Here is a 14,712-nt window from a genome sequence, read left to right as displayed (position 1 = left end):
CAACGCCAATGTGACGTCTCTGGTCGAGCGGGTGAGCCGCTTCACGGTTTTGTTGCGCAACAATGATCGTCAATCAAAGCCGGTGATGGATGGGGTGATCAGGGCACTCCAGCCCCTGCCCCAAATAGCCCGCCGATCGATTACGTTTGATCGTGGTACTGAGTTTACACAGTGGTCCTATCTGCAGAATGGGATAGGGTCTCAAACATGGTTCTGTGATCCGCAATCACCCTGGCAGAAAGGCACTGTTGAGAACACCAACAGACGGACAAGACGCTGGCTTCCCCGAGATCTTGATCCGCTCACCCTCAGTGATAGAGACCTCGCATTCATCTGCTATTGCCTCAACAATACACCGCGTAAATGTTTGGGGTACAAAACGCCCGCAGAAGTCTTTCGGCAGAAACTCTTCGCAAACAGACATGGTTATGCGTAAACTCAAACCGAAAAGTCGCGCTTCAGCCTGACCTCACACAGCTTCTCTCCAGAAGTTATCTCACTTATTGAGTGCTCTCCATTACCAAAGCACCAATTCGGCTAGTGAACGCAAACAATTGACGTTCTGTTCGCTTGCCACAATTTTTTTGGCATTGAGCTTATCATTACTCGAAGGAAGTTGACCGCCGATAACGTGAATAGTCCAGAAGCACTGCCTTTCCGCTGCGACCATTGTCCATAATACGACTTAGAGAAAATTGGGATACGTCAGCTTCACGCAGCTCGCGTCAGCAGGCAAGCCAGCTCAACCTTTAATGTCATCGGCATGATAAGCTTGCAAAAAGCCCCACCATTTCTTAGAGACAGTAACTCACCGATCCATTGCGATAATTAATTCTGCCTGAGGATATGACGATCAACTTTCGAAAAATACTGCTTTTGCTTGGTGTGTCGAATGATGAGTCTGCCTTTCCTCTTATAATGGATGCCAGATCGGACGATGCCATTGGGTTGCTGCGCGTTTAATCCCGCAGCGACCCCAATCCCTTTCACAATGAATGCGAAAAGTCCTGCTGGGTGACCGGCAGCGTCAACGTTTGGGATTTATTATGGCAATCTGGACAGAATTGGCACGCGCCAGCAATAATGCTGGCGACGAAATACTATTGCGCCGAAGAAACGATATCTACGAAATTCGCTATAACGGCATCGAGTTGATGTCGAACATTAATTTCCAATCAGAAACAATACTCGCTGAAAGGTCGTTGAGGCTACTCGGCCGCAAACCGAAAAAAGTTCTCATTGGCGGGCTTGGCATGGGCTTTACACTTCGTGCTGCCCTCAACTATTTGCCCAACGATACTGAGGTGACGGTTTGCGAATTTGTACCTGAAATCGTCGACTGGAACCGTTCCGTGATTGGTTCTCTAGCAGGTTTTCCACTTCAGGATAATCGGGTGAAAATTCACGTTGGCGACGTTATGGAGACATTACGGCAGCACGAGTCCACATATGATCTGATCTTAATGGATACTGATAATGGACCGGAGTTTCTGGTCAGAAGTGAAAACAATGCGATCTATGACGGCTGCGGCTTGACGGCTATCAAACGCGCATTAACGCCAACAGGCATCGCGAGTTTCTGGTCGGCCAATGCTTCGCTGGAGTTTGAGAAAAAGCTCAGCAAGTTAAGTTGGCATTGGAGCAGGCAAGACATTTGTTTGATCGGCGGAAGGACCGACGCTTTTCACTACATATATTTCGCCAATAAAATTTCGCCTGCGATTGATACAAATAGAAGCATCACATCTGACAGCAATTCAATATTGCAAACTGTGAACTAAAATCGCGACTGCAGGATGGAAAATGAATTTCCATCCTGAGCATTCAATACATTAATTTATTCTAAAACATACGCAATAAAATATATATCTAGCTAATATTTGCTATTTTTAATTATAATACAAATACATTATTGACACCTCATTGAATACTTTATTGGGGTAATTATGAAGATTAAGACTATTATTGCATTGTCACTTCTCTCAACAGTTCCATTCTCCTCTGCTTACGCTGCCGATGTCGTCTCATCGTTCGAGCCAACACCTGTTGCAGCTCTGTTTAGCTGGGCAGGTGGTTATCTTGGCGGTCAGGTTGGTTATGGCTGGGCAAACCCAAAGAACAGCGTGTCTTCTTCTCCATTCGTGGACGAAGATTGTGAAAGCATACCGGGCGTACAGGCAACTATAACACCCAAATCAAAGGGTTTTCTGGGTGGCGTATACGGGGGCTACAACTTCGATATGGGAGGGAACGCCATACTGGGTCTTGAAGCAGATGCAGTCTATACTCGGATGAAAGGCGATCAAACTGTAACGAACGATTACGGTACGGCGAAGTTTAGTGAAACGCTCGATTGGTCAGGCTCTGTTCGTGCCCGTGCTGGCTACGCAGTTGATCGCTTTCTTCCTTTTGTAACGGGTGGCGTTGCTTTTGGATTGGTCAACCAGAGTACCAAAGCGACATTAGTAGAACCGGAAGAAGACTTCGACGGCAAATATAGTCAGAAAAGTTGGCGAGCAGGCTATACACTCGGTGCTGGCGTCGATTATGCCGCTACTGACAATGTCATCTTGAGGGTTGAGTATCGCTTTACAGACTTTGGCAAGCGAACAGAAAGCCTTGCTTTTGGTAATGCGAAAGAGACAAATCGCCTCCGCACCAATGAAATTAGAATGGGTATTGCCTACAAATTCTAGTTCTGATGTTGAAAAGATAAGGCCCTTGCGAATTGCGCGGGCTTTTTCTTATGTCAAAAATGACTGGTTAAAAAGACTGTTCTTCCCATAAAAGCTAGCAATCATACCAGATTGCGGATAAGTCTCTCTGGATAAATCTGATCATGAGGGGTTCATGTCCTATTTCCCGAATTGGCGTCTAACTAATAACAGCATCGTGCTACCCGATGAGCGGCTTCCAACTGCAGCAGCCGTGCCAATGGGCATCCAGCATTTGCTGGCCATGTCCGGCTCCACAATCGTCGCTCCCTTGCTCATGGGCTTTGACCCGAATGTTGCGGTATTCTTCTCTGGCATTGGAACGCTTCTGTTCTTTCTGATGACCGGTGGCCGCGTGCCGAGCTATCTGGGTTCGTCCTTTGCTTTCATTGCGGTGGTGATTGCAGTCACCGGCTATTCCGGCAGCGGCCCCAATCCTAACATCGGTCTTGCACTTGGCGGCATCATCGCCTGTGGCGCGCTTTATGCGGTGATCGGGCTTATTGTTATGGCAGTAGGTACAGGCTGGGTCGAAAAACTCATGCCACCGGCCGTAACCGGCGCGATTGGCGTGGCAATCGGTTTGAACCTCGCTCCTGTGGCCGTAGGTCAGCTCAAGGGCACCGGCGCGCATATGACCATTGCGATGCTGACCGTACTCTGCATGGCGATGATTTCCGCCTATGGTCCGCTTGCGACCAAACGCATTGCCGTTTTGCTGGCGCTGCTGTTCGGCTATTGCCTCGTGCTAATTTTCGGCAACGGTCTAGGTTTCGTGCCAGGCATCAACTTTGCAGCCGTAAGTGCGGCGCCTTGGTTCGGCCTGCCAACCTTCGCAAAACCCGTATTTACCTGGCCTGCAATCACACTCATTGCGCCGGTCGCCATCGTGCTTGTTGCTGAAAATCTTGGCCACATCAAAGCGCTTGGCTCAATCACCGGTCAGAACATGGACCGCTATATCGGCCGCGGCTTTCTGGGTGACGGTATCGCCACAATGATTTCCGGTTCTAGTGGTGGTACGGGCGTCACCACTTACGCTGAAAATATCGGCGTCATGGCAATGACCAAAGTTTATTCGACGCTGATTTTTGTGATCGCTGCTGTCGTGGCAATCGCACTCGGCATGTCGCCAAAGTTTGGCGCGATCCTGCAGACAATCCCCGCCCCTGTGCTGGCAGGTCTTGCAGTATCGGTCTTCGGTCTTATTGCTTCGGCAATGGCGCGCATCTGGGTGGACAACAAGGTAAACTTTGCCGATCCACGCAATCTCTTCACGGTTGGCGTAGCACTCATCTTTGGTGCCGGTGACTTCACCGTAAATATTGGAAGTTTCGCGCTGGGTGGAATTGGTACGTCCACTTTTGCTGCTCTGATTATCTATCAGCTGTTGAGCATTGGCCGTCCAAGCGGTGATGAGAAAAACTAAAAACGTGTCGCGCAAAACCAGTGAAGGTTTTGCGCGACAGCCCCCGCCCTCATCAAGCGCGACGCGTGCCTGACGATACGATATCGAGATAAACCGCAAGCACCAGAATGCTGCCCTTGATAATTTGCTGCCAGAACGTATCGACGCCCAGCATCGACATACCATTGTCGAGGCTCGACATAATAAGCGCACCGACCAGCGCACCAATCACCGATCCAACGCCCCCACGCATGGATGTGCCGCCGATAAAGCACGATGCGATGGCATCGAGTTCACCGCCAAAACCTGCCGATGGTGTGCCAGCCGCAAGGCGTGCAGTCGTGGTGAGGCCTGCGACAGCCGCCATCAACCCCATCAGCGCAAATACGGCCATCTTGACGAAGTTCACATTCACGCCTGAAAAGCGCGTGGCTTCAAGGTTAGAGCCAACCGCATAAATATGCCGCCCGAAAACGGTCTGACGGGAAATGACGGTAAAGACACCGAGAATGACCAGCAGCACGAGAACCGGAACCGGCACACCCTGATAGCTGTTGAGGATCAGGATAAAGCCAAGGATCAGAATACCCGTACCCAGAAGACGCGCGGTTTCCATCGTTGGCGACAGTGTTTGCAGATTGTGCTTGCGCTTGCTGGAACGGGTTCTGAGCGTGATCAGGATCAGCACTGTAAACAGCACCATGGCACAGACATTGCCGAGCCAGCCGGGCAAATAACCCTGACCGATATATTTAAACCCAGGCGAAATCGGCGCGATGGTAACACCACCCATAATGCCCAGCACGATACCGCGAAACACCAATTGTCCGCCTAGTGTGATAATGAAGGACGGAATACCGAGATAGGCGGTCAGCCAACCGTTAAATCCGCCAAGGACTACCCCCAGCAAAAGAACCGTACTGATCGTGGCCCATAGCGGCCAGCCATAGACCACATCGAGGACCGCCGCGACCCCGCCTAGCAGGCCCAGCAAAGCGCCCACCGAAAGGTCGATTTCACCCGCCACGATGACGAACACCATGGCTGAGGCCAACATGCCGGTGATTGCCATCTGGCGCAGAAGATTGGAGAAATTGCGCGCCGTCAGAAACTGCGACCGGCCCATTTCCGGATCGTAAGTCATGATGGCGAAGAATGCCCAGATCAAAGCGACGACAATCAGCAGCGCCACGATCTTATATTCTGCGAAAAATTTTCTGAGGCTTTTGCCTGTCAACGTCATGTCATGCACCAGTTAGATTAGCTGCGGATCAATGTTTAAAAACTAGGCCGCATTGGTTGCAGGCTTGCCAATCGCCGCGGCAAGAACCTTCTCCTGGGTGAGGTTTTCATTCGGGAAGTCACCGCGCAATTTGCCCTCGCCGATGACGAGCACGCGATCACTGATGCCAAGCACTTCCGGCATTTCTGACGAAACCATCAAAATCGATACGCCCTGTTTGGCGAGTGCGAAAATCAGCTTGTAAATTTCGTACTTCGCACCAACATCAACGCCGCGTGTCGGCTCATCCAGAATGAGCACTTTCGGGTCAGGCAGCATCATTTTTGAAAGCACGGCTTTCTGCTGATTGCCGCCAGATAGTGAGGCAATAGCCAACATCGGATCAGCGGTCTTGACCTTGAGTCGCAAAATCTCACGCTGGATAGTCGCGAGTTCGGATTCCTTATCGATAAGGCCGCGCAGCGAAAAGCGATCAAGCACTGAAATCGTCATATTATGGCCAACTGGCATGATAGGCAGAATGCCATCGCGCTTGCGATCCTCCGGCACCATGCAAATGTGCTGCCGCACCGCATCGCGTGGCGTTCGGATTTTGACTTCCTTGCCTTCGAGGAAGACCTGCCCCTGATGGGCGCCCGGCCAGACACCAAACAGGCTCGATACGAGTTCCGTACGCCCCGCACCAACAAGGCCCGCGATGCCCAGTATCTCGCCGCGCCTTAGCGCGAACGAAACATTGTCAACTACTTTACGATCCGGATTGGTCACATCCCAGCAACTTACATTGCGGGCTTCAAACATCACCTCGCCAATGTCGTGTGGTTCGCGCGGGAAGAGGTTTTTCATCTCGCGACCAACCATCATCGTGATGATATCGGGCGTTGTGAGTCCAGCCATAGGGCGTGTCGCGATATGTGCGCCATCACGAATGACTGTGACCGTGTCGGAGATCTCCGCCACTTCATCAAGCTTGTGAGAGATATAAACGCAAGCTGTGCCTTGCGCTTTGAAGTCCTTGATCAGGTCGAGCAGAACCCGCGTTTCTGAAGCAGTCAGCGCCGAGGTAGGCTCGTCAAGGATTAGAAGCTTGGCATTCTTGTTGATCGCCTTTGCGATCTCGATCAGCTGCTGTTTACCGCCTGAGTAATGATAAACCGGCAATGCAAAATTGATATCATTTATCTTGAGACGGGCGAGCAGTTCGGTCGCCCGTGCATTCATCTGGTCGTAGTCGATGAAACCGCCAGTCGTCGGCTCGGAACCAAGAAAGATATTCTCCACGACCGAGAGGTGCGGCACCATCATCAGCTCCTGATGGATGGTGACAATACCCGCAGCTTCGGTATCACGAATGCCATTCGCCCTAAGTTCATGACCTTCCCATAATATTTCGCCAGTCCATGTGCCATAGGGATAAACACCCGAAAGCACTTTCATCAGGGTGGATTTTCCCGCCCCGTTTTCACCGCACAGCCCGACACATTCTCCCGCGCGCACTTTCAGGTAAATGCCATCCAGCGCCTTCACGCCGTTGAACTCTTTACCGATGTTTCGCATTTCCAAAAGATATTCGGACATCAATATCGACCTTGCAGTATTTTTCAAAATATCCGGCGTTTAAATCCGCATCCGACAGCGCTGTCAGAAAAAGGTTGCCTGATTTATGCGAGGCCAGATGCAAAAGCAGAGCTTGCAACACCTGGCCCCACAACCTGTTTTCAAGTTCGCGAGACGGAAGGTTTACTGCCCTTCAATCTGTTCCTTGGTGTAGAAGCCGTCCGTCACATAGACGTCGATATTGTCCTTGGTCACGGCAGTCGGCGTCAGCAGAAGCGTATCGACTTCCTTCGAACCGTTGTCGATCTTGCCGTTGAACTCCGGCTTTTCATCACGGACGAGCTGCACGGTAAGCTTTGCTGCTTCTTCAGCAATCAGCTTGAGTGGCTTGTAAACGGTCACGGTCTGCGTGCCGTCGACGAGACGCTTAACGGCTGCCAGATCGCTGTCCTGACCAGAAACTGCAGTCTTGCCTGCAAGGCCCTGTGCTGCAAGCGCCTGAATTGCGCCACCCGCGGTGCCGTCATTGGAAGCGACAACGGCATCAATCTTATTGGATGCAGCGGTCAGAGCATTTTCCATGATGGAGAGCGCTTCAGTCGGGCTCCATTCCTTGACCCACTGCGAACCAACGATCTTGACCTTACCGGAATCGACGGCTTCCTTCAGCGCCTTTTCCTGACCAGCTCGCAGCAGCTTCGCGTTGTTGTCGGTTGGCGAACCGCCGAGCAGATAATAATTACCTTCTGGCTTAGCCTTCAGCACGGCTTCCGCCTGCATGAAACCAACGCGCTCATTGTCGAAGGAAATATAAGCATCGATATCGGCATTCAGGATCAGGCGATCATAGGAAAGAACCTTAATGCCCGAAGCCTTAGCGTCGGCTACGACCGCATCAAAAACCTTCGAATTCATCGGGACGATCACGATGGCATCAACGCCCTGCGAGATAAGGTTTTCGACCTGCTTGACCTGCTTCTCTTCGTTTCCGTCAGCCGACTGAACATTGACCTTGGCACCCAGCTTTTCTGCTGCTGCGATGAAATAATCGCGGTCGCGTGCCCAGCGCTCTACGCGCAGATCGTCAATTGAAAAGCCTATAACCGGATTTTCCGGCGATGCAAAAGCAGGCACGGCACCCATTGAACCGATACCGAGAGCTGCTGCCACCAGCGCGCCTGTTAGAAAATTACGACGTTTCATGCACGTTTCCTCCAATCACCGCCGGCTTTGTGCCGGTTGATAAATGACCTCGCCCCGAACGAACCCGCCCCCCGGAGTCTGGCACAACAAAGCCACCCCCAAAGAGGCGCTCACTCTTTACTTGGTTGATCCTCCCTGCGGTGCCTTGCACCAAGATCACTCCAGCAGAACCGCGCGCTCAGGCACACGATCCCATTCTTGGATGCAATTGATACGTGAAGAAAAATGAATAGCAAGCATTTTTTTGATTTATGTACCTCATTTTAGCTCCTATGTTCCGCCCCGAGGAGTGAGAATGAAACCCACAGTGCATGACATAGCCAGAACAGCGGGCGTCAGTCTCGCCACGGTTGACCGTGTGCTGAACGACCGTCCCGGCGTCAGAGCAAAGACTCGCGACCGTGTGACGGCCGCGATGGACACGCTCGGCTATGTTCGTGATGTGGGCGCCGCCAATCTCGCCCGGGGTAGACTCTACCAGTTCGATTTTATTTTGCCGGATAATGAAAACACATTCATGCAGAGCCTGCGCGCAGAACTTGAAGCGGCGACAGAGCGGGGTTTGTCCGAGCGTGTTCTGATCAATCTCGTGCTTGTACCGACGTTCAATGAAGCGGCACTTGTTAAGGCTTTGGATGAAAGCGCAGAGCGCAAACCTGATGGTGTCGCCTTTGTTGCAGTCGATACTGATCCGGTGCGGGAGGCTTGCGCACGGCTTACCCAATTGGGCATCCACACCGTAACACTGGTTTCCGATCTCGACCGCTCATCGCGGGCACATTATGTGGGCATTGATAATGGCGCGGCGGGACGGACAGCGGCGCATTTGCTGGGCCTGTTTGCCAACGGCACCGGCGGCGCCATCGCAGTTATCGCCGGCTCGCTGAAAATGCATGACCATCTGGCGCGCTTTGAGGGCTTTAAAAGCGCAATGGAATCTGGCTTTTCAGGGCGCGAGATTCTGCCGGTTCTCGAAGGTTTTGATGAAGGTGCGCGCGTTGAAAAACTCGTGCTTGAGCTTCTTGAGAAACACAAGGACGTGGCAGGAATTTATAGCCTGGGTGCAGGCAATAGCGGTCTTGTCCGCGCGCTCGCAGCTTCCCGAAACGGGAATCAACCCCTGGTCATCGCCCACGAACGCGATGGTGTCACATCGCAGGCGCTGAAAGATGGCCTTGTTCATGCTGTGTTGGCACAGGATGCAGGACATGAAATTCGCAGTGCCCATACGCGTTCTCAAAGCAACAGCGGACCGCCTCGCTATTGTGCAAGGACAGGAACATATCCGCATCGAAATCTTTCTTAAAGACAACCTGCCGCAGCTCGACTGAGGCGCGGAACACACGATAATTCGACTGGAGCAATTATGTATCTCGGACTTGATCTTGGAACATCCGGCGTAAAAGCGCTTCTGATCGACGGCGAACAGAAGCTTATTGGCTCAGCACATGGTGAACTTGATGTGTCCCGCCCACATCCAGGCTGGAGCGAACAGGACCCTGCACAATGGATCAAAGCTTGTGAAGCAGCCATCGGTGGTCTGCGCGCAGCACATCCAAAGGAGTTTGCAGCCGTTGCAGGCATTGGTCTTTCCGGTCAGATGCACGGTGCAACGCTGCTAGATGAAAACGATCAGGTGCTTCGGCCCTGCATTCTCTGGAATGACACACGCAGCTATAAAGAGGCTGCCGAACTTGATGCCGATCCGGCCTTTCGTGCCATAACCGGCAACATCGTTTTCCCGGGCTTCACCGCACCCAAACTCGTCTGGGTGGCGCGCAACGAACCAGATATTTTCGCGCGCACCCGCAAGGTTCTGTTGCCAAAAGATTATCTGCGCCTCTGGCTCACCGGCGAGTATGTATCCGACATGTCGGATTCCGCTGGCACAAGCTGGCTTGATACCGGCGCACGCAAATGGTCATCCGATCTGCTTTCCAAGACTGGGCTGACCGAAAACCACTTGCCCAAACTTGCCGAGGGCAGCGACGCCACCGGAACTTTGCGTGCTGAGCTCACCGCGCGTTGGGGAATTTCCAACGCTCCTGTCGTTGCCGGTGGTGCGGGTGACAACGCTGCCTCGGCCTGCGGCATGGGAACCGTTCAGCCCGGTCATGCCTTCGTTTCGCTTGGCACATCAGGTGTTCTGTTTGCCGCCAATGGCGCTTATCAACCAAAGCCAGAAAGTGCTGTCCACGCTTTCTGTCATGCGCTTCCCGGTACATGGCACCAGATGGGTGTCATCCTGTCGGCTGCGAGCGCTCTCGATTGGTTCTCGCGCATTACAGATACCAGCCCACACACACTGGACGCCGAGCTCGGCGACAAGCTCAACGCACCCGGCAGCACAACATTCCTGCCATATCTTTCCGGCGAGCGTACACCGTATAATGACGCCAAAATTCGTGGCAGCTTCAACGGCCTTGAACACGAAACAGACCGCAAAGCGATGACGCAAGCGGTGCTTGAAGGTGTTGCATTTGCGATCCGCGATAATCTCGTAGCGCTGCAATCCGCAGGCACGGAGATCAAATCACTCATCGCGGTTGGTGGTGGTTCGCGCTCTGCCTATTGGCTCAAATCTATTGCTACAGCATTGAATGTTCCAATTTCTCTTCCCGAAGAAGGCGATTTCGGTGCCGCATTTGGCGCAGCGCGTCTTGGCCTGATCGCCGCCAGTAGCGCCGATCCTTTTGCAATCTGCACGCCGCCGCGCACAGCCCGCACGATTGAACCCGAACACACGCTGACCGCTTCATATGACGAAGCCTATCAGCGTTACCACGCACTTTATCCCGCGCTGCGACCTCTGGCTCAGTAAGCCCAGACGCAGCGTCACCCGCATCAACATTGGAGGAGCATGATGAGCACCGGATTTTTCGGCGACATCCAAAAAATACGTTATGAAGGTCCCGACAGCGATAATCCGCTGGCGTTTCGCCACTATAATCCGGACGAAATCGTCCTCGGCAAGCGTCTGGAAGACCACTTACGTTTTGCAGTCGCCTATTGGCACACCTTCGCATGGGAAGGTGGCGACCCTTTCGGCGGACGCACGTTTGACCGCCCCTGGTATAAGGATGGTCTTGAAGCTGCCAAACTGAAAGCTGATGTAGCCTTTGAATTCTTCTCGCTTCTCGGCGCACCTTTCTATTGCTTCCACGACGCCGACGTGCGCCCGGAAGGCAATAATTTTGCTGAAAACACGAAGAACCTCGAAGCTATTGTGGATATTTTCGAGCGTAAGCAAGCCGAAACCGGCATCAAGCTTTTGTGGGGTGCAGCCAATCTTTTCTCACATCGCCGCTACATGTCAGGCGCTGCCACCAATCCCGATCCGGAAGTCTTTGCTTTTGCAGCGGCGACCGTGAAAACATGCCTTGATGCAACCAAGCGTCTTGGCGGCGACAATTATGTGCTTTGGGGTGGCCGTGAGGATTACGAAACCCTGCTCAACACCGATCTGACGCGCGAGCTCGACAATATGGGCCGCTTCCTCAATCTGGTGGTCGAGTACAAGCACAAGATCGGATTTAAGGGTACAATTCTGATTGAGCCAAAGCCACAGGAACCAACCAAGCATCAGTATGATTACGATGTCGCAACGGTTTATGGCTTCCTCAAGCGCTATGGCCTCGAAAACGAGGTGAAGGTCAATATCGAACAGGGCCATGCAATTCTCGCAGGCCATTCATTTGAGCATGAGCTGGCATTGGCCCGCAGCCTTGGCATCCTCGGTTCCATCGACATGAACCGCAATGACTATCAGTCGGGTTGGGATACAGATCAATTCCCGAACAATGTGCCGGAAATGGCGCTCGCTTATTACCAGGTTCTGCTCAACGGCGGCCTGAAGAATGGCGGCACCAATTTCGATGCCAAGCTGCGTCGTCAATCGCTTGATCCGCAGGACTTGCTAATCGGCCATATCGGCGGCATGGATTGCTGCGCGCGGACTCAAGGCTGCAGCCGGTATGTTCCAGGACGGCGCACTGAGCAAGCCGCTTGATGAGCGTTATGCTGGCTGGTCTGGCGATTTCGGCAAGACACTTGCAACCGGCATGTCGCTGGAGCAGATTGCATCGGAAGTTGAAGCAAAAGACATCAATCCGCAGCCGCGATCCGGTCGTCAGGAATATCTGGAAAACGTGGTCAACCGCTACGTTTAATCTTACGCAAAACAAAAACCCCGCTCATCTAGCGGGGTTTTTGTTTTAGTTCAGCGCCACGTTAGGTGGTGTTCGACAGGCGGCAAAACGGTCTAACTTCTGGTCGTAAGCAGATGTCTTGACCGCCATCATGCCAAGCACAGTATGAAACAGATTATCATGCGATGACGGCTCCGCTGTCGTCTTGCGCAAGCAATCAAGATCAAGACCGGTATCGGCCGCATATTCCGGTGCAACCCATGTGATAAACGGTATGTGTGTCTGTTGAGATGGGGCAATGAAATAGGGAGCTGCGTGAAGGTAAAGACCGTCCTCGCCAAGCGACTTGCCATGATCGGACATATAAATCATCGCAGATGCAAACTTGTCCTCATGCGCTTTGAGAAGATCGACAACCTCTGACAAAATATGGTCTGTATAGAGGATCGAGTTGTCATAGGCGTTGACGATCTCTTCTTGCGAACATTTAGCAAAATCATTTGAACGACAGTCAGGTTTAAATCCCGCATACTCAGCCGGATATCTGCGGTAATAGGCTGGACCATGGCTGCCCGTCATGTGCAGAACGATGGTTGCATTGCCGGAAACTTCACTGAGTTCTTTGGACAGGCTATCCACTAATATCTGATCGAGACACTCGTCGCCTTCGCAATAGCGCTTGTCCTGCGCACCCTGCAAATCGATCAACTTGATGCGTTCGGCAACACCCTTGCTGCCGGTATTATTCTCATACCAACTCGTCTGCACGGCTGCATGTTTGAGCACATCCATCAGGTTTTCAGAACCGCGGAACTTCGTATTGGAATAGTCTTCACGGGTGAAAGGCGAAAACATGCAAGGCACTGAAACGGAAGTTTATGTTCCGCAACTCGTTGTATCGGTGAAGGCAACAACATCGCGTTTTTTCAATTCGGGATTGGTTTCACGGGCATAACCATTGAGGCTGAAACTCTGCGCACGCGCGGTTTCCCCCACGACAACGACCGTTACCAGCTTTTTGCCTGCCGGCAATTGCGTCAGTGTCTCTTTGGCATCAAGCTCAAGCGGCTCCATAACAATAGCGCGGTTCTTATAAACATGTGAGACATATTGGATTGTACTGGCAATGGGCGTGCTTGGCATCAGCTTCTGCATGATATCGGCACCATGCTCACGAAACATCGATGAATACGCAGCATAATTCGCACCAAGTATGGCGACTGAAGCAATCAGACAGGTGAAAATAATGCCTGTGTTTACCATCAGCTTGCCGAGAATAGGTCGATGTTTGATACGCACCCAGACAATCAATAATGATGGAGCAACACCACAAATTAGCATATGCCAGAGAAAGCTTGGGGTCAGGAGCGCACCGGATTCAGCCTGTGTGGTGGTAAGTGCGGCTTCAACGACATACTTGTCTATGATCGTTCCGAACGTATCTGTGAAATAAGAGCCGCCCGCCGCGATTGCACAAACAGGATCAGCATCGGCTTGATAATATATTTCGCCGAAAACAGCACAAATAGCGCGACGTACAGAAGCAATAGTGCCACGGCTATGCCAGCCAGCCTTAATGGAGCATCAGCATAATAGGCGCCGATTGCACGCCAGAACGACGTGTTTGTGAATATAAGAACGTAAAGTGCCGTTAAAAGGCACAGTGGCCCGCTGGCAATCAAAGGGCGGAATTTCTGCATGGAACATGCTTTCGAAAAGCTTTGAATTCGCACCCACAGAAACGGTCAATTATGTGATCGCTTTATTACGCACATTTCATTCAGACATGAAATCAACATGGCTTTTCTACGGCGGGACAAAAGAAGCATTTTTGATCCCGGATTGCCCTAACTAAACAGGCTGTTGAAAAAGGCCTGGCGTGAAGACTTTGGTCGTGATTCATTGGCTTTGTGGAGATTCGGAGTTGATGGATGCGTGGCGGCGATGTGAGGACAGGTCAACTCTTCAGTTATGTCGATCTGGAGGATCGTGTTCGTCGTGATCATCCGCTGCGGGCAATCCGGCAGATCGTGAACGACGCGCTCGTTTTGCTGGAACGGGAGTTCGCAGCGCTCTATTCGCCGATCGGGCGGCCATCGATCGCGCCTGAAAAGCTTCTGCGCGCCATGCTTCTGCAAGCCTTCTATTCAATCCGCTCTGAGCGACTTTTGATGGAGCGGTTGGAATACGACCTTCTATTCCGCTGGTTCGTCGACATTGGCATTGACGATCCAGCTTGGGACCATTCGGTGTTTTCGAAGAACCGCGACCGGCTGCTGGAAGGCGACATCGCCGCGAAGTTCCTGGGTGCGATCCTTTCGCAGCCCAAGGTAAAGCGGCTGCTGTCAACGGACCACTTCTCTGTCGATGGCACGCTGATCGAAGCCTGGGCGTCGATCAAGAGCTTCAAGCCGAAGAACGGCTCGGGCGAATCACCAT

General features: G+C 52.2%; 11 protein-coding genes and 2 pseudogenes. 8 read left to right on the top strand and 5 right to left on the bottom strand.

Annotated features, from left to right (window positions below):
- The 4 genes from GAK38_RS21560 to GAK38_RS21545 form a co-directional block, all read left to right on the top strand.
- The coding region (locus GAK38_RS21560; RefSeq protein WP_325346984.1) for an IS30 family transposase at nucleotides 1-436 on the top strand (436 nt) is incomplete at its 5' end.
- Nucleotides 437-995: 559 nt separating this feature from the next.
- Nucleotides 996-1,781: a spermidine synthase gene (locus GAK38_RS21555; protein WP_325346983.1), complete on the top strand. Its 786-nt coding sequence runs from the start codon at nucleotides 996-998 to the stop codon at nucleotides 1,779-1,781.
- Between the two features lie 165 nt (nucleotides 1,782-1,946).
- Nucleotides 1,947-2,696 carry an outer membrane protein gene (locus GAK38_RS21550; RefSeq protein ID WP_325346982.1) on the top strand — a complete coding sequence of 250 codons (750 nt, stop codon included), beginning with the start codon at nucleotides 1,947-1,949 and terminating at the stop codon, nucleotides 2,694-2,696.
- A gap of 154 nt (nucleotides 2,697-2,850) precedes the next feature.
- Nucleotides 2,851-4,143, top strand: coding sequence for a solute carrier family 23 protein (locus GAK38_RS21545; RefSeq protein WP_325346981.1), 1,293 nt, complete (start codon nucleotides 2,851-2,853; stop codon nucleotides 4,141-4,143).
- Between the two features lie 52 nt (nucleotides 4,144-4,195).
- Here the strand turns inward: GAK38_RS21545 and GAK38_RS21540 are convergent, their stop codons facing one another.
- The 3 genes from GAK38_RS21540 to xylF form a co-directional block, all read right to left on the bottom strand.
- On the bottom strand, nucleotides 4,196-5,365 hold the full coding sequence (locus GAK38_RS21540) for a sugar ABC transporter permease (RefSeq protein ID WP_325346980.1): 1,170 nt from the start codon (nucleotides 5,363-5,365) through the stop codon (nucleotides 4,196-4,198).
- 42 nt (nucleotides 5,366-5,407) lie between these two features.
- On the bottom strand, nucleotides 5,408-6,943 hold the full coding sequence (locus GAK38_RS21535; protein ID WP_325346979.1) for a xylose ABC transporter ATP-binding protein: 1,536 nt from the start codon (nucleotides 6,941-6,943) through the stop codon (nucleotides 5,408-5,410).
- A 162-nt stretch (nucleotides 6,944-7,105) separates the two neighbouring features.
- Entirely contained in the window at nucleotides 7,106-8,125 is a 1,020-nt protein-coding gene (gene xylF, locus GAK38_RS21530; protein WP_443089258.1) for a D-xylose ABC transporter substrate-binding protein, read from the bottom strand.
- A 295-nt stretch (nucleotides 8,126-8,420) separates the two neighbouring features.
- Between xylF and GAK38_RS21525 the strand changes: the two genes are divergently transcribed.
- The 3 genes and pseudogenes from GAK38_RS21525 to xylA all read left to right on the top strand — a co-directional run bounded on the left by GAK38_RS21525 (nucleotide 8,421) and on the right by xylA (nucleotide 12,294).
- Complete coding sequence (locus GAK38_RS21525) at nucleotides 8,421-9,431, top strand: LacI family DNA-binding transcriptional regulator (RefSeq protein WP_325346978.1); 1,011 nt, start codon at nucleotides 8,421-8,423, stop codon at nucleotides 9,429-9,431.
- A gap of 60 nt (nucleotides 9,432-9,491) precedes the next feature.
- Nucleotides 9,492-10,946 carry a xylulokinase gene (gene xylB / locus GAK38_RS21520; protein ID WP_325346977.1) on the top strand — a complete coding sequence of 485 codons (1,455 nt, stop codon included), beginning with the start codon at nucleotides 9,492-9,494 and terminating at the stop codon, nucleotides 10,944-10,946.
- 42 nt (nucleotides 10,947-10,988) lie between these two features.
- Nucleotides 10,989-12,294, top strand: a pseudogene (gene xylA, locus GAK38_RS21515) (xylose isomerase).
- 45 nt (nucleotides 12,295-12,339) lie between these two features.
- Here the strand turns inward: xylA and GAK38_RS21510 are convergent.
- Together GAK38_RS21510 and GAK38_RS21505 are read right to left on the bottom strand one after the other, a co-directional pair.
- Nucleotides 12,340-13,698, bottom strand: a pseudogene (locus GAK38_RS21510) (phosphoethanolamine transferase).
- Entirely contained in the window at nucleotides 13,695-13,973 is a 279-nt protein-coding gene (locus GAK38_RS21505) for a hypothetical protein (protein WP_325346976.1), read from the bottom strand. Before GAK38_RS21505 ends, GAK38_RS21510 begins: the two are co-directional and overlap by 4 nt.
- 231 nt (nucleotides 13,974-14,204) lie before the next feature.
- Between GAK38_RS21505 and GAK38_RS21500 the strand changes: the two genes are divergently transcribed.
- A partial coding sequence (locus GAK38_RS21500; protein ID WP_325346951.1) for a transposase occupies nucleotides 14,205-14,712 on the top strand: 508 nt, incomplete at its 3' end.

This window comes from Xylophilus sp. (genome assembly GCA_009914555.1).
Lineage (GTDB): Bacteria > Pseudomonadota > Gammaproteobacteria > Burkholderiales > Burkholderiaceae_C > WNDY01.
This window is presented reverse-complemented; position numbering and strand designations above follow the sequence as displayed.